At 65.2% G+C, this 23,898-nt stretch carries 27 protein-coding genes; 23 read left to right on the forward strand and 4 right to left on the reverse strand.

The genetic code is table 11. The features are described 5' to 3' along the window. The first annotated feature begins 16 nt into the window (after window positions 1-16). Both ABE438_RS11430 and ABE438_RS11435 read left to right on the forward strand, forming a co-directional pair. Entirely contained in the window at window positions 17-352 is a 336-nt protein-coding gene (locus tag ABE438_RS11430; RefSeq protein ID WP_346502747.1) for a DUF736 domain-containing protein, read from the forward strand. Between the two features lie 4 nt (window positions 353-356). Next, window positions 357-1,283 carry a lytic transglycosylase domain-containing protein gene (locus ABE438_RS11435; RefSeq protein WP_346502748.1) on the forward strand — a complete coding sequence of 309 codons (927 nt, stop codon included), beginning with the start codon at window positions 357-359 and terminating at the stop codon, window positions 1,281-1,283. A gap of 252 nt (window positions 1,284-1,535) precedes the next feature. On the opposite strand, the gene ABE438_RS11440 is transcribed toward ABE438_RS11435, so the two are convergent. After that, window positions 1,536-1,877, reverse strand: coding sequence for a hypothetical protein (locus ABE438_RS11440; RefSeq protein WP_346502749.1), 342 nt, complete (start codon window positions 1,875-1,877; stop codon window positions 1,536-1,538). A gap of 514 nt (window positions 1,878-2,391) precedes the next feature. On the opposite strand from ABE438_RS11440, the gene ABE438_RS11445 reads away from it, so the two are divergent. Beyond that, the gene (locus tag ABE438_RS11445; RefSeq protein ID WP_465248602.1) at window positions 2,392-3,624 is read left to right on the forward strand and encodes a DUF3363 domain-containing protein; all 1,233 of its coding nucleotides are present in this window, start codon (window positions 2,392-2,394) and stop codon (window positions 3,622-3,624) included. A gap of 18 nt (window positions 3,625-3,642) precedes the next feature. On the opposite strand, the gene ABE438_RS11450 is transcribed toward ABE438_RS11445, so the two are convergent. Then, a complete protein-coding gene (locus ABE438_RS11450; RefSeq protein ID WP_346502751.1) occupies window positions 3,643-4,542 on the reverse strand; it encodes a LysR substrate-binding domain-containing protein in 900 nt (299 codons plus the stop codon). 168 nt (window positions 4,543-4,710) lie between these two features. Between ABE438_RS11450 and ABE438_RS11455 the strand changes: the two genes are divergently transcribed. The 3 genes from ABE438_RS11455 to ABE438_RS11465 are packed head-to-tail and all read left to right on the forward strand — an operon-like array spanning window position 4,711 to window position 6,450. Next, window positions 4,711-5,256: a sugar ABC transporter gene (locus ABE438_RS11455; protein WP_346502752.1), complete on the forward strand. Its 546-nt coding sequence runs from the start codon at window positions 4,711-4,713 to the stop codon at window positions 5,254-5,256. Window positions 5,257-5,262: 6 nt separating this feature from the next. Beyond that, complete coding sequence (locus ABE438_RS11460; RefSeq protein ID WP_346502753.1) at window positions 5,263-5,589, forward strand: hypothetical protein; 327 nt, start codon at window positions 5,263-5,265, stop codon at window positions 5,587-5,589. 21 nt (window positions 5,590-5,610) lie between these two features. Further along, entirely contained in the window at window positions 5,611-6,450 is an 840-nt protein-coding gene (locus ABE438_RS11465) for an MBL fold metallo-hydrolase (RefSeq protein ID WP_346502754.1), read from the forward strand. A gap of 131 nt (window positions 6,451-6,581) precedes the next feature. On the opposite strand, the gene ABE438_RS11470 is transcribed toward ABE438_RS11465, so the two are convergent. Next, window positions 6,582-7,463: a LysR family transcriptional regulator gene (locus ABE438_RS11470; RefSeq protein WP_346502755.1), complete on the reverse strand. Its 882-nt coding sequence runs from the start codon at window positions 7,461-7,463 to the stop codon at window positions 6,582-6,584. A 101-nt stretch (window positions 7,464-7,564) separates the two neighbouring features. Between ABE438_RS11470 and ABE438_RS11475 the strand changes: the two genes are divergently transcribed. The 3 genes from ABE438_RS11475 to ABE438_RS11485 all read left to right on the forward strand — a co-directional run bounded on the left by ABE438_RS11475 (window position 7,565) and on the right by ABE438_RS11485 (window position 10,550). Then, window positions 7,565-8,272 (forward strand): type 1 glutamine amidotransferase domain-containing protein, encoded by a 708-nt coding sequence (locus tag ABE438_RS11475; protein ID WP_346502756.1) that lies wholly within the window; start codon window positions 7,565-7,567, stop codon window positions 8,270-8,272. Window positions 8,273-8,310: 38 nt separating this feature from the next. Beyond that, window positions 8,311-9,492, forward strand: a complete 1,182-nt coding sequence (locus ABE438_RS11480; RefSeq protein ID WP_346502757.1) for an MFS transporter — start codon at window positions 8,311-8,313, stop codon at window positions 9,490-9,492. Between the two features lie 152 nt (window positions 9,493-9,644). Then, on the forward strand, window positions 9,645-10,550 hold the full coding sequence (locus ABE438_RS11485) for a LysR family transcriptional regulator (protein WP_346502758.1): 906 nt from the start codon (window positions 9,645-9,647) through the stop codon (window positions 10,548-10,550). Between the two features lie 70 nt (window positions 10,551-10,620). Here the strand turns inward: ABE438_RS11485 and ABE438_RS11490 are convergent, their stop codons facing one another. After that, the gene (locus ABE438_RS11490; protein WP_346502759.1) at window positions 10,621-10,983 is read right to left on the reverse strand and encodes a helix-turn-helix domain-containing protein; all 363 of its coding nucleotides are present in this window, start codon (window positions 10,981-10,983) and stop codon (window positions 10,621-10,623) included. Here ABE438_RS11490 and ABE438_RS11495 point away from each other — a divergent pair. The 14 genes from ABE438_RS11495 to ABE438_RS11560 all read left to right on the forward strand — a co-directional run bounded on the left by ABE438_RS11495 (window position 10,973) and on the right by ABE438_RS11560 (window position 23,774). Continuing rightward, complete coding sequence (locus tag ABE438_RS11495; protein ID WP_346502760.1) at window positions 10,973-11,272, forward strand: DNA -binding domain-containing protein; 300 nt, start codon at window positions 10,973-10,975, stop codon at window positions 11,270-11,272. The two genes, ABE438_RS11490 and ABE438_RS11495, sit on opposite strands and share 11 nt — an antisense overlap. Window positions 11,273-11,388: 116 nt before the next feature. Next, on the forward strand, window positions 11,389-13,383 hold the full coding sequence (locus tag ABE438_RS11500; RefSeq protein ID WP_346502761.1) for a conjugal transfer protein TraG: 1,995 nt from the start codon (window positions 11,389-11,391) through the stop codon (window positions 13,381-13,383). A 12-nt stretch (window positions 13,384-13,395) separates the two neighbouring features. Beyond that, entirely contained in the window at window positions 13,396-13,833 is a 438-nt protein-coding gene (locus ABE438_RS11505) for a ribbon-helix-helix domain-containing protein (protein WP_346502762.1), read from the forward strand. A gap of 169 nt (window positions 13,834-14,002) precedes the next feature. Continuing rightward, the gene (gene trbB / locus ABE438_RS11510) at window positions 14,003-15,013 is read left to right on the forward strand and encodes a P-type conjugative transfer ATPase TrbB (RefSeq protein WP_346502763.1); all 1,011 of its coding nucleotides are present in this window, start codon (window positions 14,003-14,005) and stop codon (window positions 15,011-15,013) included. Then, window positions 15,010-15,342, forward strand: coding sequence for a TrbC/VirB2 family type IV secretion system protein (locus ABE438_RS11515; RefSeq protein ID WP_346502764.1), 333 nt, complete (start codon window positions 15,010-15,012; stop codon window positions 15,340-15,342). The genes trbB and ABE438_RS11515 overlap by 4 nt, the downstream gene beginning before the upstream one ends. Further along, window positions 15,342-15,623: a VirB3 family type IV secretion system protein gene (locus ABE438_RS11520; protein ID WP_346502765.1), complete on the forward strand. Its 282-nt coding sequence runs from the start codon at window positions 15,342-15,344 to the stop codon at window positions 15,621-15,623. Before ABE438_RS11515 ends, ABE438_RS11520 begins: the two co-directional genes overlap by 1 nt. Before the next feature lie 14 nt (window positions 15,624-15,637). Next, on the forward strand, window positions 15,638-18,076 hold the full coding sequence (trbE, locus tag ABE438_RS11525) for a conjugal transfer protein TrbE (RefSeq protein ID WP_346502831.1): 2,439 nt from the start codon (window positions 15,638-15,640) through the stop codon (window positions 18,074-18,076). Continuing rightward, window positions 18,073-18,849 (forward strand): P-type conjugative transfer protein TrbJ, encoded by a 777-nt coding sequence (gene trbJ / locus ABE438_RS11530; protein ID WP_346502766.1) that lies wholly within the window; start codon window positions 18,073-18,075, stop codon window positions 18,847-18,849. Before trbE ends, trbJ begins: the two co-directional genes overlap by 4 nt. 16 nt (window positions 18,850-18,865) lie before the next feature. Continuing rightward, window positions 18,866-19,228 carry a putative entry exclusion protein TrbK-alt gene (trbK-alt, locus tag ABE438_RS11535; RefSeq protein WP_346502767.1) on the forward strand — a complete coding sequence of 121 codons (363 nt, stop codon included), beginning with the start codon at window positions 18,866-18,868 and terminating at the stop codon, window positions 19,226-19,228. 2 nt (window positions 19,229-19,230) lie between these two features. Then, window positions 19,231-20,535, forward strand: a complete 1,305-nt coding sequence (gene trbL, locus ABE438_RS11540; RefSeq protein ID WP_346502768.1) for a P-type conjugative transfer protein TrbL — start codon at window positions 19,231-19,233, stop codon at window positions 20,533-20,535. Continuing rightward, window positions 20,535-21,218, forward strand: a complete 684-nt coding sequence (gene trbF, locus ABE438_RS11545; protein WP_346502832.1) for a conjugal transfer protein TrbF — start codon at window positions 20,535-20,537, stop codon at window positions 21,216-21,218. Before trbL ends, trbF begins: the two co-directional genes overlap by 1 nt. Continuing rightward, a complete protein-coding gene (gene trbG / locus ABE438_RS11550) occupies window positions 21,215-22,291 on the forward strand; it encodes a P-type conjugative transfer protein TrbG (protein ID WP_346502769.1) in 1,077 nt (358 codons plus the stop codon). The genes trbF and trbG overlap by 4 nt, the downstream gene beginning before the upstream one ends. Further along, entirely contained in the window at window positions 22,288-23,535 is a 1,248-nt protein-coding gene (locus tag ABE438_RS11555) for a TraB/TrbI/VirB10 family type IV secretion system protein (RefSeq protein WP_346502770.1), read from the forward strand. The genes trbG and ABE438_RS11555 overlap by 4 nt, the downstream gene beginning before the upstream one ends. After that, complete coding sequence (locus tag ABE438_RS11560; RefSeq protein ID WP_346502771.1) at window positions 23,532-23,774, forward strand: DUF2274 domain-containing protein; 243 nt, start codon at window positions 23,532-23,534, stop codon at window positions 23,772-23,774. Before ABE438_RS11555 ends, ABE438_RS11560 begins: the two co-directional genes overlap by 4 nt. The last annotated feature ends 124 nt before the right edge of the window (window positions 23,775-23,898 follow it).

A 23,898-nucleotide genomic window follows, 5' to 3' on the forward strand; every position in this document is an offset into this window, starting at 1 on the left:
AGCAGAGGAGACCTCCATGCCGCAGATCGGTCAGTTCACGCGCGAGACGACAGGCTTCGTCGGGCGTATCCATACCCTCACGCTTTTCCGCGAACTCACTATCGTGCCGGCCGAGCCGTCCGATGCCGAGAATGCGCCGGACTATCGCATCCATCACGGCGCCGACGACGGCCCGGAGATCGGCGCAGGTTGGAAACGCACCGGCGAGCGCGCGGGCGAATACATCTCGCTGCTGATCGACGATCCCGCGTTGCCGCAGCCGATCCGCGCCAATCTGTTCCGCGACGACGACGGCGGTGCCGCCTGGTCGCTGCACTGGACGCGACCAGTAAAGCGCGCTGAAAGGGACTAAAGTCATGCGATCAATCATCAGGATCGCGTGCGGGATCGTGCGAACAAGCCTCGTCCCTTTGTTCGCGAACAGGCCGTCTCATCCCTTCGTTCCGCTCGAACGCAGGTCGGCCGGCGCGCGCAGCGAAGGTCCAGGGCAATCGAAGATCGGCGCTTTGCGCGAACCCTTGACCGCAGCGAGCACGCTGGAAGGCTGGCGTCGTTGCGGAGACAGGATGCCCGTCCGATCGGCGGTCCTTCTGCTTTCCGCTACGCTCACCATCGCGATGCCGCTTCCCTCTAAGGCGCAGTCGGAGCCGGTGCAGCATCAGACTGCCGTCGATCCCAATGCCGCCGCCATCGCCGAGGCGGCGCAGCGGTTCGGCATACCGGCGGCGTGGATCAGGGCCGTCATGCGCGTCGAAAGCGCCAACGACGTGCGGGCGATCTCGCCCAAGGGTGCGATGGGCCTGATGCAGATCGTGCCTGCGACCTGGGCAGATTTGCGCGCCCGACATCGGCTCGGCAGCGATCCTTACGACCCACGCGACAACATTCTGGCGGGCGCGGCATACTTACGCGAACTGTATGACCGCTACGGATCGCCCGGTTTTCTGGCGGCCTACAATGCCGGTCCCAGTCGCTACGAAGAGCATCTCGCCGGTCGTCCGTTGCCCGCCGAAACCCGCGCCTATGTCGCCACACTCGCACCGCAGATCGGCGGCGGCGAGATCACCGGCTCGGTCGCAGTCGCAGTGGCCGACCCGCTATCGTGGACGCGCGCCCCACTGTTCGTCGCGTCGGCCGAGCGCACATCGTCTGCCGATTCCGTACAGCCTGGTGAGCGGTCGGGCGACACTCCGGCGGCGATCCCGGTGCACGATCTTTCCGCGATCGTGCCGCAGTCGGGCGGCCTGTGCGTCGCTCGGGTAGCGACGGGAGGGCCGCGATGAGTATGGCGCATGGGTACGGCTGGCGGTCCTTTTCAGTGTGCAGAGGATACGAGTGGGGTTGGGCTGAATCAGGATCGGGAGGGGCAGAAGGGACAGAGAGGCGGGAGGGCAAGATTAAAGCGGACGGCACCCCATGGGTCCGATCCGGGGGGCAAGCCCTTGTCTGCACACTGTTTGGGGCGGCACCGTCGCCGGGCCTGCATAGTGCCGCGAGGCGCGGTAAAGCCAGTATCTGCCGTGTTATTCGCGGCACTATTCCCCGAAGCCGACGGTTTTGGGCGGGTTGCCGTCGATGAGCGCCGACGACGACAACCGCTTCCGGCCGAAGCCCGGCCGCATCCGCTCCGATGCGGCGAAGGCCGGCCAAACCAAGAGCTTCCTCACAAAGGTCCGGAAGATCGCCCACCAGCAGGGCGCGGCCTCCGGGCGGGTCGCGCGCGGGAGCACCGGAGCCTCCGGCAAACCGGGCCGCAACGGCGCGGTTGCGTCCGGCCGGGGCGTCAAGCGTGGGCGCGGCGCGGCCTTCGTCCGCTCGCGCAACTTGTCGAACGGCTGGAGCCATCGCCAGCCCGGCAGCCGCCGCGTCATCGTCAAGTCGCGTTCCGTCCGCGCCGCCGGCAGAAGCGGCAAGGCCGCCGCCCATCTGCGCTACATCCAGCGCGACGGCACCTCGCGCGACGGTGAGCGCGGCCGGCTCTACTCGGCGACCGAAGACCGCGCCGATGGCGACGCCTTCCTCGACCGCGGCAAGGACGATCGGCACCAGTTCCGCTTCATCGTCTCGCCGGAGGACGCCGCCGAGATCGAGGACCTCACCGGCCACACCCGCGACCTGATGCGCCAGTTCGAAGCCGACCTCGGCACCAAGCTCGATTGGGTGGCGGTCAACCACTTCAACACCGGCCATCCGCATGTCCATGTCATCGTAAACGGCCGCGACGATCTCGGTGAGGATCTGGTCATCAACGGCGACTATCTCGCCAACGGCATCCGCGAACGGGCGAGCGAGTTGGCGACGCTGGAACTTGGTCCCGTCACCGAGATCGAGCGGCGCCGCAAGCTGACCGCCGAGATCGATCAGGACCACTTCACCCGCATCGACCGCGCGATGCTCAACAAGGCGGAGGGTGGCGCGCTCGACCTGCGCCACGCCCCCGACGATCTGCGCGGCCAGGAGGACCGGACCCTTCGCATCCGCCGTCTCGGGAAGCTGAAGAAGATGGGCCTCGCCACCGAACCGTCACCCGGCGTTTGGGAACTGAGCGACCGGCTTGAGCCAATGCTGCGCGAGATGGGCGAGCGCAGCGATATCGTGCGCACCATGCAGAAGGCCATGCGCGCCGAGGGTCATGACCGCGATCCGATGAGTTTCCAGATTCACGACACCGCGCCCGCGACCCCGATCGTCGGCCGCGTCGTGGACAAGCATCTTTCCGACGAGCTGGGCGAGAACCTGACGCTGGTGATCGACGGCATCGACGGCCGCACGCATCACATCTCCGGCGTCGATCAGGCGAAGGTCGCGGACGCCCGCATCGGCAGCGTCATCGAGATCGGCGCGACAGACGGCGGGCCGCGCCCGGCCGACCGCGCCATCGCCGGCATGGCCGAGGACGGCATCTATCGGCCGAGCCGCCATCTGGAGCAGGCCCGTTTCGACGGCCGTGTGCCCGGCGGCGACTATGAGGGGTTCGTCGATGCCCATGTGCGGCGATTGGAGGCGCTGCGACGCGCCGGCATCGTCGAGCGGATCGACGCCGACCAGTGGCGCATCCCGCAGGACTTCGAGACACGCGCCACCGCACACGATGCGGGCAAAGGCCGCCAGCTCAACATCCGCGTCCTCTCCACCTTCAATTTCGAAAAGCAGATCACGGCGGATGGCGCGACCTGGCTCGACCGGAAGCTGGTCGGGCGCGGCCCGTCAGACATCGCGCCCGCCGGGTTCGGACAGGAGGTCAGTCAGGCGATGGATCGTCGTCGGGAGCGTCTGATCGAGCAAGGCGACGCCACGCGCCAGCAGAACGGTCGCATCCTCTATCGCCGCGATCTGCTATCGACGCTGGAGACGCGCGAGGTCGCCCGTGCGGGGGCGGAGCTGGCGGCCACCAAGCCGATGCCGTTCCGCGCGGCCGGCGACGGCGAGACGGTCAGCGGCACCTTCACCGGGACCGTCCACCTCACCAGCGGCAAGTTCGCCATCGTCGAGAAGAGCCACGAGTTCACATTGGTCCCATGGCGGCCGGTGATCGACCGGCAGCTTGGCAAGGAGGTGACAGGGATTGTTCAAGGGGGTTCGGTGTCGTGGCAATTGGGGCGACAGAGGGGGCTTGGATTGTGACGGATGCGGAGGTCGCCTTCAAAGCGTTGAGTTTAACGGTTGCACCTCCTTGAGAAGCCAATTTGCGAAAACCTGTATTGGAGCGTCGCTCAGTCGGATCGGCTCTGGCAGGATGAGGCAGAAGGTCTTGGAGATCGACTCCCCATCCGGCCAAGGCGCGACCAAGCGACCTTCCGCCAGTTCGCTTTCGATATAGAGGCGCGGCACGAGCGCAACGCCGAGACCAGCCAACGCGGCTTCGATTTGCATGGAGTGAAGATCATAGCGGGGACCGATCGCAGGATTGGTCAGCACGACCCCGGCCTCTTCGGCATAGCGATGCCAGGCGTCCGGGTTCTGGCGGCGATGGAGCCGCGGCAGCGCATCGAGGGCTGTGGCAGGGTTTCGGCCCCTGATCAGCGCCGGATGGCAGACCGGAACTAGCACCTCATGCAGCAAGCGGTGCGTCCGCATTCCCGTCCAGGCAGGATGCTCAAAATGGATGGCGGCGTCGAACCCGCTGCCGGCGAGAACGAATGGCTCCATCCGTTCCGCAAGATGCAGGGTGATATTCGGATGCCGCTCCTGGAATGGCTTCAGACGCGGGATGAGCCAACGCGTGGCGAACGTCGGTAGGATTGCGATGTCGAGGCTCGCGCCGTCGCTCGGCTGCCCCATCAGATATTGGCTGTCTCGTTCCAGCCGGTCGAGTGTTTCGTGAACCTGAGCCGCATAACGCTCTCCATTCGGCAAAAGCCGGACGCGATTGCCGACTCTCTCGAACAGCGTGACGCCGAGGAAGGCTTCCAGCCGGCCGATCTGGCGGCTGATCGCTCCTTCGGTCAGGGCCAGTTCGTCCGCCGCACGAGCGAAGCTCCCATGACGAGCGGATGCTTCGAACGCCATGAGTGCGGAATTGCTGGGAATCTTGCGGCGCATGACGGTTCCTGACGGGATGGTTCGGCCTTCGATCCGCCGCCACCTTGATATTAGGTCACTGAAGCATGATCCATTGTCGATATGTGGGCATGAATCGGCAGTCTATCATGAGAAAATATCAACGAAAGGCAAGACTGGAATGACAACCTTCCGGTCGAAGGTGGAATAATGATCTATACGGTGGAATGCAGCTTTGCCGATCCCGGCAGCGAGGCGGAATGGAACGACTTTTACAGCCTGGACAAGCTGCCAGCCCTGATTTCGGTGAGCGGCTTCCACACCTCGCAGCGTTTTAAGGCGCTGAACGGTGGCTGCCCGGTCTATCTCGCCCTTCATTCTATAGACGGCCTCGACATCCTGACGGGTGAGGAATACCGCCAGAAGGGCGGCGGCAATTTCGCACGCTGGCAACAGCACATCACCGACTGGCACCGGAACCTCTATGGCGGCATCGACCGCGCGCCGGGCATTGGTGAGGGCGAATATCTAGCGTTGAGTGCAACAGGCCCCGAACCTCTGATCCGGCTGGGCCTCACCCCCTATGCGATGCAGGCGGTCGCTATGGAGAAGTTCCCGGAACACCGCTGGCTCGCCAAGGTGGAGCGCGGCAACGTGCCTGACATCGAGCGTCTATCTGAAGGCGTCCATGTCTATGTGCCGATGACGGCGCAGTTGACGAGCGACGATGACGCTGCTGCCGGGAAGGCACAGTAGATCCCGATGCCGAATGTCACGATCTACATTCCGGCGGACAGGATGCCGCCGGACGAAGCTCTGGCTGACCTCACGGAGCAATGCACCGAACTCTGCACCGGCATTCTCCGGGCTGCACTGGCGAACGTGCATATTGTCTATGTCGTTGTCCGGCATGGCCGGGGGCACCCCGCTTTCGCAGAAATCCAATATCGCCTTGAGCAATTTCGGACGCCGCCAGTCATGGATCGGTTCATGGAAGGGCTGGACGAGGTCATCAAGGGCAATATCGGCCTCACCGCGCGCATCCGTTGCTTTGGCTATGAAGCATCGAGCATTCACGCGCGAAATTGAACCGACGCTTGGAGAAGAACCATGTCTAGTCTTACATTTCCCACACAACAGGTCGGTGATTTAACAATCACCGCCGTCAGCGATGGCTATCTTCACGCCGGTTTCGATTTCCTCGCGAATATCGATCCGGCCGATGCCTGCCGTATGCAGGAAAATGCGGGGATAACGGATCATACCTCGATCCATATCAACTGCTACCTGGTGCGCAGCGGCGGTCGCACGGTCCTGATCGACGCAGGAGCAGGAGGATTCAAACAGTGGGGTGGCCGACTAAAAACCAATCTTCTGCTTGCGGGCATCCATCCTTCCGAAATCGATGCGATCCTGTTGACGCACGCCCATCCCGATCATGTCGGGGGGCTGATGGACGCGTCAGGAACAGCCGTCTTCCCGAACGCCGAACTTGTCGCCCACCATCGGGAAGTCGCGTTCTGGCAGGATGACGGTAATCTGAGCCGCGCGCCCGAGCGCGCCCGCGGCAACTTCCTCGTGGCGCGTCAGGCTTTCGAGGGTTATCGCGACAGGCTGCGTACCTTCGACGGCGGCGAGGTGCTGACCGGCATCACGGCGATGTCTATGCCGGGACATACAGCCGGGCATACCGGCTATAGGCTCGATTCAGACGGCAAGGGCCTGCTGGTCTGGGGCGACATCGTTCATTTCCCGCAAATCCAGATTCCCCGGCCCGATGTATCGATCGCATTCGACCAAGATGCGCATCTTGCCGCCGAAACACGAGCGAGGCTGCTGGACTGCGTGGCCGCCGAGCAACTGCTGATCGCTGGTATGCACCTCGGCGAACCCGGCTTCGCGCGGATCAAGCGAAATAAGTTGGCCTACGGTGTCGCGTATGAGGAATGAGTGAGTGCCGCTGTCGGCGCGATCTGCGTTCGAAACTACAGAGCATCCGCAGCGGCGTGATGGCCCTTCGGCCCTTCGCTGCTGTCGAGGGCTATGATGGAAGCGGCAGCCATTCATCCACGTTTACGCGCTCAAACCGCACGCAGCAGAAAATCTCTGACATGCACGACACGAGGGTGGCGGAGTGCAGTCTTGTTCCAGACGAGATAGAGCGTGTTATCCGGCCCGGGCCGCGTCGTCGGCAGTTCCACGAGTTGCCCGCTCGCCAGCGCTTCGGCGCATAGATAGTCCGGCAACACCGTCCATCCCGTTCCGGCCTGGGCCATGCCGATCAGGATACGCAGATCGGGCGCCGTCACCACGGCCTGCATGTCGGGGGCCTTGCCGAAGACGTGCTCGAAGAACGGATGCAACAACGGCAGGGTCTCATCATAGGCGATACAGGGCAAACCGCACAGGAACTCGGCGGTGACGGTGCGCGCTTTGGTCCGTTCTGTAATAGCCGGTGCGGCGACCAGCATCAGGCGTTCCCGACCCAGTTCGGCAAAGCCATGGACGCTGCCGTTTGGCGATGAAGCGGAGACGGCAAGATCGGCATGGCCCTCGTCGAGCGCCGCATAGATACGCTCGCGATTGCCAGTCTGGATGCGTAGCCGCAGACCTTCCCCGACGAGCGGCGCCAGGGCGGGGCTGATGCGTGCGGAAAGATATTCCGCCGGGCCGACCAGATGGACGGTGCCGCTCAAATGGCTGGAGCGCGCCTGCGCCGCACCCATGGTCGCCTCAATCCCGTCGAGCTGGGAAGCGATCGAACGGGCGAGATCGTCGGCAGCGGCCGTCGGGGCAACCCCGCGTGCCTGCCGGATGAAGAGCGGCTTGCCCAGCATCTGCTCCAGCGAGGCGATGTGTGCGGACGCTGCCGGCTGGGTAATGCCGAGACGCCCGGCCGCGCGGGTCAGCGAGCCGGCGCGGTAAGTGTCAAGGAAGGTGCGCAGATAGATGAGGTAGTTCATGAGCGTCGAGCCATAGTTATTTCTATGACTGATAGCACAAGGAATGATTTTTGTCGCGTGCTGGCGTGAGCCATGTTCCGGACAACAACCGGAGTGCCCCGATGCTTACTAAGCTCAAGATTCTGATGATCCTTACCTCCAGCGCCACGATGGGCGAGCCCGACAAACCCACCGGCCTGTGGTTCGAGGAACTGGCGACACCTTACTACGCCTTCGTCGATGCCGGCGCGTCGGTGACGCTGGCCTCCATTCAAGGTGGCCCGGCGCCGATCGATCCCCGATCGGTAAAAGCCAGAGGCGAGAACGAGGATAGTGTGGATCGCTTCCTCAATGACCGGAAGGCGTCCGACGCGCTCACAGCGACCACGGCCGTCGAGGACATCGACGTATCCACCTATGACGCTGTGTTTCTGCCCGGAGGGCATGGAACGATGTGGGACTTGCCGCAAAGCACGGCGCTCGCTGCACTTCTCGATGCGATATGGGCGCAGGGCAAGGTGATCGCCGCCGTCTGCCACGGTCCGGCTGGCCTTGTGAACGTCAAAGATGAAACGGGTGCGCCGCTGGTGAGAGGTCGGCGCGTCACCGGCTTCACCGACAGCGAGGAGCGAGCCATAGGGCTGGCCGAGGCCGTCCCGTTCCTGCTGGAAACCCGCCTGCGCGCGTTAGGCGGCCGCTACGAGAGCACCGCTGATTTCCAGCCGTTCGCCATTGCCGATGGTCGGCTCGTGACGGGCCAGAACCCGGCATCCTCGGCCCTGACTGCCAAACTGACCCTCGAAGCACTGGCGCTCGCCTCAGCCGATTGAGCCGGGTCTTCGCAACCAATCAAAGAAAGTTACTTTCCATGACCACGCCGCATGCCCGGAGCATTCCGCTCGTCATCTATGTCTTCGCGCTCTCGGCATTTGCGCTAGGCTTCACCGAGTTTGTCACCATCGGCCTCGTCTCGGCCATCGCGAACGATCTCCATGTCGGCGTCGATCAGGTCGGCGGCGCCGTCGCCGCCTACGCGCTCGGCGCTACCATCGGGGCACCCATCCTTACCGCATTGGCCGCCGCCTGGAGCCGCAAGCATCTGCTGCTGGCGGCCATGGCGGTGTTCACCGTCGGCAATTTCGTCGTGGGTTTGTCTGGCGATCTGAACTCGCTGCTCGCAGCCCGGTTCGGATCAGGCCTCGGGCATGGCGTCTTCCTTGCTGTCGCCTCCAGCGCCGCGACCCGGCTGGTGGCGCCGGAGCGCGCCGGAAGCGCCGTTGCCGTCGTCTTTGGCGGCCTCACGCTGGCGCTCGCCTTCGGCGTGCCGATCGGGACATTCCTCGGTGGCATCTGGACCTGGCAGGCAATCTTTATGGGCGTCGCCGCCTGTGGCGCTGTCGGCTTCCTCGGGCTGGCCTTTTTGATGCCAAACGGCAGGGATGGCGGTGTGGCAAAGGACGCCTTCCATAATCTGGTCGCGCTATTCGATCGCAGGCTTCTTGGCGCAGCCTTGATCACCGTGTTGGCTTATACGGGATCATTCGCCCTGTTTTCCTACATCTCGCCGTTGCTGATCGAGGTGACGGGCATGGATGCGCCTCTCGTCGCCGCGATGATGCTGGTCTATGGCATTGCCGCAGCCATCGGCAATGTCGTGGGCGGGCGCATGACCGACCGGCTCGGACCCGACAAGGCGGTGATGATCGTCCTGATCGGGCTTGCTTTTGTGCTTGGCGCAATGTGGCCCGCAGCCGGTTCCATTCCTGCCATGACGGTGCTGATCGCGGCACTTGGGGCGCTGACCTATGCGGCGGTTCCCGCCATGCAGGCGCGGGTAATCGGCATCGGGGAACGGCACGCCCCCCATGCACTCGCCGCCGCCGCCGGTCTCAATATCGCCGGGTTCAATTCCGGCATCGCACTTGGCTCGATCCTGGGCGGTGGCGTGATCGGAAGTCTGGGGCTGGCGGCCACAGCGCCCGTCGGCGCGGTAGCCGCAATCGTTGGTATCATCGTGCTGCTGCTTCAGCGCAATGGAAAACGCGATTGAGCGCGCGCACGGGAGTGTCGCCACATCGCAACGCCGAGCCACAGGTGTAGGCGATGCGGCGGCTTTCCTCCCTTCAGCTCAACGATGAGAGGACGTTAGGACGAGGCGGCGTACGCTCGCCTCTGGGTTCGAGGATTCCGTTGGCGTCATTGATGCAGACGCTGGCCGTGGCGGAGCACCTGAACTTTCGTCACGCCGCTAATGCTCTCGGCGTAAGCCAGTCCAGCGTCAGCACCCGCATCAAACTGCTGGAGCAGGATCTTGGCATCCTGCTGTTCGAGCGCCTGCCGCGCGGCGTACGGCTGACCGAGGCCGGCCGGCATTTCGTCGATCAGTTAGCGGTCGGCATCGATCACCTCGACCACGCGGTAAAGACCGCTGGCTTGCTGGCGCGCGGCGAACAGGGGCATCTCCGCATCAGCGCATATGCCCTGATCTCCAACGGCTTCCTCGCCGGTCTCCTGAACCGCTACCGCGAAATGCACCCCGGCGTCGATATCAAGATCGCTGAGCGCAGCGCCGGGGACGCTGTGAAGCAGGTGCGTGACGGGCATCTGGATGTCGCGTTGGTGCTGGGCGCACCGGACATTCCCGATTGTCATTCCAAGCCAATATGGACCGAGCAACTGATGATCGCCTTACCAGCGGCCCATCCACTTGCCGACGGCGCAGGTGTCTTGTGGAAAGACATTTCGGCCGAGACCTTTCTGGTTCGGCATGGTGGAACAGGCCCGCAACTCTATGACCTTATCTTGCTACGCCTCGCCGAGCGTTGGCCGCGACCATCCATACAGCGCTTCGACGTCGATCGGCTGACGCTGATATCGATGGTGGAGCAAGGTTACGGTATGACGCTCGCCACAGAGTCTACGTCGCAAATCCGATTTCCGGGCGTGGTGTTCCTGCCCCTTCTTGACGAGCCGGGACCTGTCGTTTTCTCCGCCGTATGGTCGCCAAACAACCGCGCACCAGCACTCCGCAATTTCCTCGACCTCGCCAAAAAGGCCAGTGCTCAGCCCCGCCCATCTGAATCTTTCAGTAAACCCCTGGCTCGATAACAAACGCTTCTGCTACCCGACCCGAGACGATGAGGCTGGCTGACACGGTTCTTCCTCCGTCAGTTGCTTGTCATGACACGCGACCGACCGATTCGATCCTCGACAGGATTTCAGCGGTGGACACTTCAAGCGCAGCTGCAATATCCACGAACTCGACAACATCAATCCGTCGCTCTCCGTTCTCATACTTGGCGACGAAGGACTGCGGCTTGTTCAGTCGCTCGGCAAGTTCTGCCTGCGTCAGATTTCTGCCCTTGCGTGCTGCCGAGAGAAGTGTCTGAAGAAGTTGTTGGCGGGGCGAGCGCAAGGTTTTCTGCATGCGGAACGGCTCTCCATTGAAAAAGGGGAGCAGTTTTGCTAATCCTGATTTAGGATTATCCCATTTCAGGATTATCGTTTCCATGGGTCCGAGGGAGGACCAGATGCGCGCCAAACCCGATCTCGATCCTGACGTTGATGACCTGGCGCCGATGGAGCCGGACGTGACACTCTATGACGAGGCGCATTTCGTCACCTATCTGCGCCTGCTGGACGCCGAGACCGACGGCGCCGACTGGACCGAGGCGGCCCGGATCGTGCTGCATCGCGATCCGGTAGCGGAGACCAGTCGAACGCGGACATGCTGGGAGAGCCATTTCGCCCGCGCGCTGTGGATGACGAAGATCGGCTACCGGAAGATACTCGAACAGGCCGTCGAAGAGGCCCGCAACACGCGGCACTGACCGTCCGATTTCTACGCCATGGTATCCGGCAACACGCTCGCTGTTCTTTTCTGTTGCCTCTCGCGAAACCGCCTATTCTCTGATCGGCTCCGTCTCTTTTGCCGATTGGAGTCTGTATGTCGGGAAGCCGTGTCCTCTGGGGCCAGATCACCATAGTCGTCGCCATCTTGCTGGCGACGATCTGGGGCGCAACCGAGTGGACGGCGTGGCGGCTCGGGTTTCAGGGGCAACTCGGCACGCCTTGGTTTGAGCTGGGCGGCTGGCCGGTCTATTATCCGCCGACCTTCTTCTGGTGGTGGTATTCTTACGACGCCTATGCGCCCGCGATCTTCATCGAAGGCGCGATCATCGCAGCGTCCGGTGGGTTCCTCTCCATCGCCGTCGCCATCACCCTGTCGATCATCCGGGCGCGTGAAGCCAAGAACGTCGCCACCTACGGGTCGGCACGCTGGGCCTCGCCCGAGGAGGTGAAGGCGGCCGGGCTGCTCGGCCCGGATGGCGTCGTGCTCGGCAGGCTGGAGCGCGACTATCTGCGCCATGACGGCCCGGAGCATGTGCTGTGCTTCGCGCCGACCCGTTCCGGCAAGGGCGTCGGCCTCGTGGTGCCGACGCTGCTGACCTGGCCCGGCAGCGTCATCGTCCATGACATCAAGGGCGAGAACTGGGGGCTGACGGCGGGGTTCCGCGCCAGGCACGGCCGCGTGCTGTTGTTCGACCCGACCGACGCGACGTCCTCCGCCTACAATCCGCTACTGGAGGTGCGTCGCGGCGATTGGGAGGTACGCGACGTCCAGAACATTGCCGACATCCTGGTCGATCCCGAAGGCGCGCTCGACAAGCGAAACCATTGGGAAAAGACCAGCCATTCGCTGCTGGTCGGCGTCATCCTGCACGTCCTCTATGCCGAAGCCGACAAAACGCTGGCCGGCGTCGCTAACTTCCTCTCCGATCCGAAACGGCCGGTGGAGGCGACGCTGCGCGCGATGATGTCCACGCCGCATCTGGGGGATGCCGGCGTCCATCCCGTCATCGCCTCGTCGGCGCGTGAGCTGCTCAACAAATCCGACAACGAACGCTCCGGCGTATTGTCCACCGCCATGTCGTTCCTCGGCCTCTACCGCGATCCTGTCGTGGCGAAGGTGACGGCGCGTTGCGACTGGCGCATCGCCGATCTCGTCTCTGGAAAGCGGCCGGTCAGCCTCTATCTGGTCGTGCCGCCGTCCGACATCGCCCGCACCAAGCCGCTGATCCGCCTGATCCTCAACCAGGTCGGGCGGCGGCTGACCGAGGAGCTGAAGGCATCTGGCAACCGCCACCGACTGCTGCTGATGCTCGACGAGTTCCCGGCGCTGGGGCGGCTCGACTTCTTCGAATCCGCGCTGGCCTTCATGGCGGGCTACGGCATCAAGAGTTTCCTGATCGCACAGAGCCTCAACCAGATCGAGAAGGCCTATGGCGCGAACAATTCGGTCCTCGACAACTGCCATGTCCGTGTCGCCTTCGCCACCAATGACGAGCGCACCGCCAAGCGCGTGTCGGACTCGCTCGGCACCGCGACCGAGATGCGCGATTCCACCAACTATGCCGGCCATCGGCTCTCGCCCTGGCTCGGTCATCTCATGGTGTCGCGGCAGGAGACAGCCAGGCCGCTGCTCACCCCCGGCGAGGTGATGCAGCTTCCGCCCACCGACGAGCTTTTGCTGGTGGCGGGCGTGCCGCCGATCCGGGCGAGGAAAGCGCGCTATTACGAGGACGTCCGCTTCAAGGAGCGGTTGCTGCCGCCGCCGGAGCTGTCCGCCGGGGTCAAATCGCCGAAAGCCCAACCGGGCGACGACTGGTCGGCGCTGACGATCCCGACGCCCATTGCACCATCAGCACCGCCGACACCTGACGCCACTACCACCGATCCCGCCAATGCCGGCGTCCGCCGCGAGCCGGAACTGCCCGAACACGAGGAGATCGTCCCGGACGAACGTCCGGTGGCCGGCGAGTTCGACGTGCTCGACGACGAACCGGACGTGGACGCCGCCAAATCCCGAACCATGCGCCAGCAGGTCACGTCCGTCGCCGCCCAAGCGACCATGGACCCGGCCGACGGCATCGAACTGTAAGGAGCCGACGCCATGCAGACCAAATCCCGCATGAACGTCTATTTCGAGCCGGACCTGTTGAAGAAGGTCGAGGCGCTGGCGCTGCGTCGCAACGTCTCCAAGTCGGCCGTCATCGAAGCGGCCGTCGCGTCGTTCCTGTCGGCCGACGCCTCCGAGCGGCTGGAGGCGGTATTCGCCCGCCGCATGGACAAACTTGGCCGACAGGTCGATGGACTAGACGAGGATCTCGCCATTCTCGGCGAGACGCTCTCGCTGTTCATCCGCTTCTGGCTGACCGTGACCCCGCCGCTGCCCGACAGCGCTCAGGCGTCGGCGCGAGCGAAGGGCGCGGAGAGGTTCGACGGCTTCCTGCAATCGCTCGGGCGTCGGTTGTCGAACGGGGATCGGTTCCTGAAAGACCTGTCACGAGACGTTGAATCACGGCGCAATGGAGCGGTTGATTTAGAATAGCGGACACCCTGGATGGTCGGCGCCCTATATTCAATCCCGCCGATTGCCGCCTTTTCTTCGCTATGACCGCCGGCCGTTAGATACTTGTTGAATCGGCCAAACTTCCGGCTCTTTTAATCATCCCCGTCGGGGAAGCGTCTGTGTCGTCCCCGGCGAGATCGGGGATGGAATGGCGATATCGCACCAAAATTCGGAGAGTTTGACGCGGGGCGCGCGGATGTTGCGCACAGCGCTCGGCCCCGCCATCGCGCGATTTCTGGAAGACCCCGCCGTTGTCGAAGTGATGCTCAACCCCGACGGACGGCTGTGGATCGACCGGCTGTCCGAAGGGCTGTCCGACACGGGCGAGCGGCTCGCCCCGGCCGATGGCGAACGCATCGTGCGTCTGGTCGCCCATCATGTCGGCGCGGAGGTCCATGCCGGTTCGCCGCGAGTCTCCGCCGAACTGCCCGAGACCGGCGAACGGTTCGAGGGGATGTTGCCGCCGGTCGTATCGGCACCGGCCTTCGCCATCCGCAAACCCGCCGTCGCTGTGTTCACGCTCGACGATTATGTCGCCGCCGGCATCATGTCGGCCGGCCAGGCCGAAGCGCTTCGATCAGCCGTCGCCTCGCGCGCCAACATCCTCGTCGCGGGCGGCACGTCCACCGGCAAAACCACGCTGACCAATGCGCTCCTGGCCGAGGTGGCGAACACCACCGATCGCGTCGTCATCATCGAGGATACGCGCGAGCTGCAATGCGCAGCCCCGAACCTCATCGCGATGCGGACCAAGGATGGCGTCGCCTCGCTCTCCGATCTTGTCCGCTCATCGCTGCGCCTGCGGCCCGACCGCATCCCGATCGGTGAGGTGCGCGGCCCCGAGGCACTCGATCTCTTGAAGGCGTGGGGCACCGGCCATCCTGGAGGCGTCGGCACCATCCATGCGGGCAGCGCCATCGGCGCAATACGCCGCCTCGAACAACTGATCCAGGAAGCCGTCGTCACCGTGCCGCGCGCGCTGATCGCCGAGACCATCGATCTCGTCGCGGTGCTCGCCGGGCGCGGATCGCAGCGCCGCCTTGTCGAACTCGCCCGTGTCGAAGGTCTCGACGCGCGCGGCGAATACCGCGTCGTGCCGGCCGTCAACGACGGCGGCGACATCCAGCCCGTCCTCAACCTCACAGGAGATATCCGATGATCCGCACGCATTCGCGCGGCTGCCGCCACATGGCGATGGCCGCGGCCACCGTTTCCCTCAGCCTCATGCTGGCACCGGCCGCTTACGCCTCCGGCTCGTCCATGCCGTGGGAAGCGCCGCTGCAATCCATCCTACAGTCGATCGAAGGACCTGTCGCCAAGATCATCGCGGTGATCGTTATCATCTCGACCGGCCTGGCGCTCGCCTTCGGCGACACCTCGGGCGGCTTCCGCCGTCTGATCCAGATCGTCTTCGGCCTGTCGATCGCGTTCGCCGCGTCGAGCTTCTTCCTGTCGTTCTTCTCGTTCGGCGGCGGGGCGCTCGTCTGATGGCGTATATGGTCGATCATGCCGGAGACGTGCCGGGCTATGCGGTGTCGGTCCACCGGGCGCTAACCGAGCATATCCTGCTCGGCGGCGCGCCGCGTGGCCTGGCCATCCTCAACGGCACGCTGGCGGCGGCGCTCGGCCTGGGCCTGCGTCTTTGGCTGGTCGGCCTCGTCATCTGGGCCATCGGCCACCTCGCGGCCGTTTGGGCGGCCAAGCGCGATCCGATGTTCGTCGATGTGGTGCGCCGTCATCTGCGCATCCCCGGCCACCTGTCGGTCTGAGGGGAGCGCTCACCATGATGAACCTCGCAGAATATCGCCGCACCGCGACCCGTCTCGCCGACTTCCTGCCCTGGGCTGCGCTGATCGGCTCCGGCGTCGTCCTCAACAAGGACGGTAGCTTCCAGCGCACCGCGCGTTTCCGTGGCCCCGACCTCGACAGTGCCGTGCCAGCCGAACTGGTCGCCGTCGCCGGGCGATTGAACAACGCCTTTCGCCGCCTCGGATCGGGCTGGGCGATCTTCGTCGAGGCCCAGCGCCACGAGGCCGCGTCCTATCCAGACAGCACCTTTCCCGATGCGGCGTCTGCGCTGGTCGATGCCGAGCGCAAGGCCGACTTCGAGGAGGCCGCCTCGCACTACGAGTCCAGCTATTTCCTAACCTTCACCTATCTCCCGCCGGCCGAGGACGCGGCACGCGCCGAGACCTGGCTGTACGAGGGCCGCGAACGCTCCGGCGTCGATGGCCGCGAGATGCTGACCGGCTTCGTCGATCGCACCGACCGCGTGCTGCAACTGGTCGAAGGCTTCATGCCAGAACGCGTCTGGCTCGATGACGCCGAGACGCTGACCTACCTGCATTCGACCGTCTCGACGCATCGTCACCGAGTCCGCGTGCCCGAGACGCCGATCTATCTCGATGCCCTCGTCGCCGATCAGCCGCTGACCGGCGGGCTTGAGCCGCGCCTGGGATCTGCGCATCTTCGGGTGCTGACTATCGTCGGTTTTCCGACCGCGACCACGCCCGGCCTGCTCGACGAGCTGAACCGGCTGGCCTTTCCCTATCGCTGGTCCACCCGCGCCATCCTGCTCGACAAGACCGATGCGACAAAGCTGCTGACCAAGATCCGGCGGCAATGGTTCGCCAAGCGGAAGAGCATCGCCGCCATCCTCAAGGAGGTGATGACCAACGAGGCGTCCGCCCTCGTGGACACGGACGCATCGAACAAGGCGGCCGATGCGGACATGGCCCTGCAGGAACTCGGCGCGGACTATGCCGGTCTCGCCTACGTCACCGCGACGGTGACGGTGTGGGACGACGATCTCCGTATTGCCGACGAGAAGCTGCGGCTGGTCGAGAAGGTCATTCAGGGCCGCGACTTCACCGCGATGGCCGAGACGATCAACGCGGCGGACGCGTGGCTCGGCAGCTTGCCGGGCCACGTCTACGCCAATGTCCGGCAGCCGCCGATTTCGACTTTGAACCTCGCCCACATGATCCCGCTTTCGGCGGTGTGGGCGGGCGAGGTGCGGGACGAGCATTTTGCAGCGCCCCCACTGCTCTTCGGCAAGACCGAAGGCTCGACCCCGTTCCGGTTATCCCTTCACGTCGGCGACGTCGGGCATACGCTCGTCGTCGGCCCGACCGGCGCCGGCAAGTCCGTGCTGCTGGCGCTGATGGCGCTCCAGTTCCGGCGCTACGTCGGCGCGCAGGTCTTCGCCTTCGACTTCGGCGGATCGATCCGCGCGGCGGCGCTCGCCATGCGCGGCGACTGGCACGATCTCGGCGGCAACCTGTCGGAAGGAGCCGACGACAGCGTGTCGCTCCAGCCGCTGGCCCGCGTCGATGACGTACCCGAACGCGCGTGGGCGGCTGACTGGATCGTCGCTATCCTGATGCGCGAGGGCGTCGCCATCACCCCTGAGGTCAAGGAATATATCTGGACGGCGCTGACCTCGCTGGCCAGCGCGCCAGTCGAGGAACGCACCATCACGGGTCTCGCGGTCCTGCTGCAATCGAACGACCTCAAGCAGGCGCTGCGACCCTATTGCGTCGGCGGTCCCTATGGCCGGCTGCTCGATGCCGAGGCCGAATATCTCGGCTCCGCTACGGTTCAGGCGTTCGAGACCGAAGGATTGATCGGCACCGAGGCCGCGCCTGCCGTATTAACCTATCTGTTCCACCGCATCGGCGACCGGCTCGACGGTTCGCCCACGCTCATCATCATCGACGAAGGCTGGCTGGCGCTCGATGACGAGGGATTCGCCAGCCAACTCCGCGAATGGCTGAAGACGCTGCGCAAGAAGAACGCCAGCGTCATCTTCGCCACCCAGTCGTTGAGCGACATCGATGGCAGCGCCATCGCCCCCGCCATCATCGAAAGCTGCCAGACCCGGCTTCTGCTCCCGAACGAGCGGGCGATCGAGCCACAGATCACCGCCATCTATCGCCGCTTCGGCCTCAATGATCGCCAGATCGAGATACTCGCGCGGGCGACACCCAAGCGCGATTATTACTGCCAGTCGCGGCGCGGCAACCGGCTGTTCGAGCTGGGCCTGTCAGACGTGGCGCTGGCGCTCAGCGCCGTCTCGTCGAAGACCGACCAGACCGAGATCGCCCGTATCGTCGCTGAGCATGGCCGGGACGGCTTCCTCGCCGCCTGGCTGCGCCATCGGGGCCTCGCCTGGGCGGCCGACCTCATCCCCGACCTCAACAACCAGGAGATTTCATCATGACGCTTCGTCATTTCCGCAGCCGTTCGCGCGCGGCGTTTGTCGCCGCATCCATCCTTTCCGTGCCGCTGGCGCTGTCGCCGATCGTCACCACGCCCGCCGCCGCGCAGTGGACCGTGTTCGATCCGTCGAACTATGCGCAGAACATCCTGACGGCAGCGCGCACGCTCCAATCGGTCAATCAGCAAATCATCCAGCTTCAGAACGAAGCGACGATGCTGATCAATCAGGCCCGCAATCTGGCGAGCCTGCCATATTCGTCGCTCCAGCAATTGCAGCAGTCGGTCCAGCGCACCCAACAGCTTCTCAGCCAGGCGCAGAACATCGCTTTTGACGTCCAGCAGATCGACCGGGCTTTCCAGCAGCAATATGGCAACGTCTCGATGTCGGTCTCCGACAGCCAACTGGTCGCGGACGCCCGCTCGCGCTGGCAGAACACCGTCGGCGGCTTGCAGGACGCGATGAAGGTGCAGGCCGGTGTCGTCGGCAATATCGACACCAACCGCGCCCAGATGTCGGCGCTGGTCGGATCGAGCCAGTCCGCGACCGGCGCGCTCCAGGCAACGCAGGCCGGCAACCAGCTTCTCGCACTCCAGGCCCAGCAGCTCGCCGATCTCACTGCCGTCGTCGCCGCCAACGGCCGTGCGCAGGCGCTGACCGAGGCCGAACGCGCGGCGGCGGCCGAACAAGGGCGCGAGCAGCGTCGCCGCTTTCTGACGCCGGGCACGGGCTACCAGCCCGGCAACGCCCGGATGTTCAACAACGGCAACAACTGACCGGGGGAGACGCGCCATGGACGGCAAGACCCTCGCGCTCCTCGGCGCCGTCATCTTCGTCGCCATCGCCGTGACCGCCACGGCGATCGAGATGACCCGACAGGATGAGACACCGGCGAACCCGGTCGCGTCGATGATCGCACCGTCCGCTCCCGATCCGTTGCGCGAGGGACAGCGCCGGTGCCAGCGCCTCGGCGAGGCCGGCGCGCGTGACGCCGAGTGCCTGCGCGTCTGGGCCGAGAGCCGCGACCGCTTCCTCGGTCTCGATCGGAAACAGCCGCCGACGGCCCCGCAGGCCGCGTCGCCCGCAACCCCGAATGACGATCCCATCACCAAACAGATCGCGCCGGTAGAGCCGAGCATGGCCGGGGAGCGCTGACGATGGGCGGCACCGGCGTCATCGACCAGTTCCTGGCGGTCTTCACCCGCTACATCGATAGCGGCTTCGGCCTGCTGTCGGGCGAGGTCACCTTCGTCGCCACGACGCTTATCGTCATCGACGTGACGCTGGCGGCTTTGTTCTGGTCGATGGGCGGCGATGACGACATCATCAGCCGCCTTATCAAGAAGACGCTGTTCGTCGGGGTTTTCGCCTACATCATCGGCAACTGGAATAATCTTGCCCGCATCGTCTTCGATAGTTTCGCGGGTCTCGGTCTCAAGGCGTCCGGCACGGGCTTTACGACCGCCGATCTGCTGCGCCCCGGCAAAGTGGCGCAGGTCGGCCTCGACGCCGGGCGACCGCTGCTCGAATCCATTTCCGGCCTGATGGGCTGGATCTCGTTCTTCGAGAACTTCATCCAGATCGTCTGCCTGCTGTTCGCCTGGGCGCTGGTGCTGCTGGCCTTCTTCATCCTCGCCATCCAGCTCTTCGTCACCCTGATCGAGTTCAAGCTGACGACGCTCGCCGGCTTCGTGCTCATTCCCTTCGGCCTGTTCGGCAAATCCGCCTTCATGGCCGAACGGGTGCTGGGCAACGTCATCTCGTCCGGGATCAAGGTGCTGGTGCTCGCCGTCATCATCGGTATCGGCTCGACGCTGTTTAGCCAGTTCACTGCCGGCTTCGGCGGCACCGCGCCGACGATCGACGACGCGATGGCGATCGTGCTGGCCGCGCTGTCGCTGCTCGGCCTGGGCATCTTCGGTCCCGGCATCGCCAACGGTCTCGTCTCCGGCGGCCCGCAGCTCGGTGCGGGTTCGGCCATTGGAACTGGTCTCGCTGCGGGCGGTATGGTCGCCGCCGGAGGCGCTGCGATCGGCGCCGTCGCGTCCGGCGGTGCCGCCCTCGCCGGAGGCGCTGCCGCCGCCGCCCGTGGCGGGGCGACCCTCGCGGGTGGTGCGACCGCCGCCTATCGGGCTGGTGGCGCATCGGGCGTCGCCAGTACCGGCGCGTCCCAGGCCGGCTCCGCCATCGCCAGCCCGTTCAAGCGCGCCGCCGCGTCGATGAAGGATAGTTTTCAGGCCGGCGAACGGGCCGCCATCGGCGACGCCGCGCCGAGCGAGAGCACGGATGCTCCATCCGCATCTTCTTCGTCCGCCAGCGCTGACGGCCCGCCCGCATGGGCCAAGCGCATGAAGCGCGGCCAGCAGGCCGCCCACGGCATCCAGGCCGCCGCCCATGCCGTCAAGTCCGGCGACAGCCACGGCGGCGGTTCTTCCGTCAACCTCTCCGAAAGCGACCGATGATGTTCAAACGACCCGCCACCCATTACGGCAAGACGCCGCAACCCGAGACTCCATACCAACGCGCCGCCCAGGTCTGGGACGACCGCATCGGTTCGGCCCGCGTTCAGGCGAGGAACTGGCGGCTGATGGCGTTCGGCTCGCTGATCCTCTCCGCGGGGCTGTCCAGCGCTCTGGTCTGGCAATCCGCCAATGGCTCGATCGTCCCGTGGGTGGTGCAGGTCGACAGGCTCGGTCAGGCCCAGGCCATCGCACCGGCCGTCGCGGACTATCGTCCGACCGATCCGCAGATCGCCTGGCACCTCGCGCGCTTCATCGAACAGGTCCGCTCGATCCCGGCCGATGCCATCCTCGTGCGCCAGAACTGGTTGCGGGCCTATGAGTTCACGACCGATCGCGGTGCGATGGCGCTCAACGACTATGCCCGCGTCAACGACCCCTTCACGAAAGTCGGCAAGCAGCAGATCGCCGTCGATGTCTCGTCCGTCATCCGGGCGTCCCCCGACAGCTTCCGCGTCGCTTGGGTCGAGCGCCGCTATCAGGACGGCAGCCTCGCGGAGACCTCGCGCTGGACCGCCATCCTCACCATCGCCGTCGCGCCACCCCGCGACGCCGAAAAGCTCCGGGCCAATCCGCTCGGAATCTACGTCAACGCCATCAACTGGTCGAAGGAGCTTGGACAATGATCCGGCCGTCTCAACTGACCGCCGGATCTCCGGCGAACTGCCTCGCACGTCTACAGCCAAAAAACGTGTGCGAGACTACGTCTCTCCGTAAAGCCGGATTTGCGCTTCTACTGCTGTCCGCAACGGCGCTCGCCGGCTGCGCCACGACGCAAAAACCGCCAGAGATCGCCTATGACGACGCCGCGCCCGCCGTGCAGACCGTCGATCCGCCGTCGCCCGTCACCGTCGTCGAACTGCCGCGTCCTCTGCCTCTACCGGGGCAGATGAAGCCGGTGGAGCGTTCGCGTCAGACACCCGAGCCGGCCGACCCCGCCGCCCGCGTCAACCAGGCCAACGCCGCCGCACGCATCCAGCCGGTGCGGGACGGCTTCATCAACGCCATGCAGGTCTATCCCTATACTGGCGGCGCGCTCTATCAGGTTTACACCGCCGTCGGGCAGATCACCGACATCGCGCTCCAGCCCGGCGAAACCCTCGTCGGGTCCGGCCCGGTCGCCGCTGGCGACACCGTGCGCTGGATCATCGGCGATACGCTCAGCGGCTCCGGCGCGACCCAGCAGGTGCATATCCTGGTGAAGCCGACGCGGCCCGAGCTGATGACCAACCTCGTCATCAACACCAATCTGCGCACCTATCACATGGAACTGCGCTCGACCGATCGGACCTACATGGCCTCGGTGTCCTGGCAGTATCCGCAGGACCAGCTCATCGCCCTGCGCCGGCAGAATGCCCAGGCCGAGGCCGCGCAGCCGGTCGCCTCCGGCGTCGATCTCGCCAACGTCAATTTCCGCTATGCGATTGAGGGCGACCGTGCGCCGTGGCGGCCGCTACGCGCGTTCGATGACGGCCGGCAGGTGTTCATCGAATTCCCGCGCGGCATAGCCCAGGGCGAGATGCCGCCGCTGTTCGTCGTCGGTCCCGAGGGCGACACCTCCGAACTGGTGAACTACCGGGTGCGCGGCCGTCACATGATCATCGACCGGCTGTTCGCCGCCGCCGAACTGCGCCTCGGCACCGGCGACCATCAGAAGCGCGTCCGCATCACCCGCACCGACGGGAGGCCGGCATCGTGAGCGAGATCGATCCCGACAAGAGCGCGAAGCCAGGGCCGACGCCGGACGACGATGACGCCCGGCCACTCACGGGCGAACCCGTCGCACCCATGCGCCTTCGCGCGGAACCGCCGCGCGTCACCCGGTTGTCGCGGAAGGTTCTGGCCGGTCTCGGCTTGGTCGGCAGCCTCAGTATCGGCGGCGCACTGATCTATGCGCTCCAGACTCGCGATGGCGGAGGCGGAAACAGCGAACTCTATTCGACCGAGAACCGCTCGACCGCCGATGGTCTCAACGGCCTGCCGCGTGACTATACCGGCCCGGTTCTAGGTCCGCCGCTGCCCGGAGATCTCGGTCGGCCTATCCTTGATGCGCAGAACCGCGGCCAGCCCGTGCCCGCGCCGGGCATGGTCACGCCCGGCGCGGTGACACCCGGCCTCAGCGCCGAAGAGCAGCGCCGGCTTCAGGAGATCGAAGCGGCGCGGACCGGACGGCTGTTTGCTTCGACCGAGACGCGGACTACCGCGCCGTCCGCCACCACGACCGTAAACGCCACGCCGCCAATGCCGGACCTGACCAGCCTCGGTCTCGCGCCGCAGTCAGCGACACCGACCGCGCAGGAGCGGCAACTCGCCTTCCTCAATCAGGCGGCAGACCGGCGCACCGTCGCGCCCGATCGCGTCACCGCCCCCGCGTCGCCCAACGTGCTTCAGGCCGGCGCACTGATTCCCGCCGCGCTCATCACCGGCATCCGCTCCGATCTGCCCGGCCAGATTACCGCCCAGGTCACGGAGAACATCTACGACAGCCCGACCGGCCGCATCCTGCTGGTGCCGCAGGGCACACGGCTGATCGGCCAGTACGACAACGGCGTCGGCTTCGGACAGCGCCGCGTGTTGCTGGTTTGGAACCGCCTCATCATGCCCAACGGCCGTTCGATCGTGCTGGAGCGCCAGCCGGGCGCCGACGCCGAAGGCTATGCGGGGCTTGAGGATGGCGTCGATTATCATTGGGGTGAACTGTTCAAAGCTGCCGCCCTTTCGACGCTGCTCAGCATTGGCGCCAACACGGGATCGTCCAGTGACGAGAGCGATTTGCTCAGCGCCATCCGCGACGGCGCATCCGACAGCATCGGTCAGACCGGTCGGCAGATCGTCCAGCGCCAGCTCGACATAGCCCCGACACTCACCATCCGGCCGGGTTTCCCCGTCCGTGTTGTTGTTACGAGAGATCTCGTGCTCGAAGCCTATGGAGCCACGCCATGACCAAGCTGAAACTCGGCCCGATCGCCGACGACAAGCCCGTGAAGGTGACGGTCGAACTGCCCGCCGTCCTGTACCGCGACCTCACGGCCTATGCCGAAGCGCTTGGCCGCGAGAACAACCACGCGCCGACCGATCCCGTCCGCCTGATCGTGCCGATGCTGGAGCGGTTCATCCAGACGGATCGGGCCTTCGCGAAGGCGAGGCGGACTACGCCGTCGGCCACGGGCGGGCAGGCATGATGCCGACGCCCGTCCATCGGCGCGGGACTGATCGCGGTATCCAATCGACGTATCGCAAAGTGCTGTCTTCACACGAAGCGCAATCCGCCGATGCTGGGAGAATTGCGTGGCGTCAGCGTGAAGG

It is taken from the genome of Allobosea sp. TWI1241 (assembly GCF_039673065.1).
Lineage (GTDB): Bacteria > Pseudomonadota > Alphaproteobacteria > Rhizobiales > Beijerinckiaceae > Allobosea.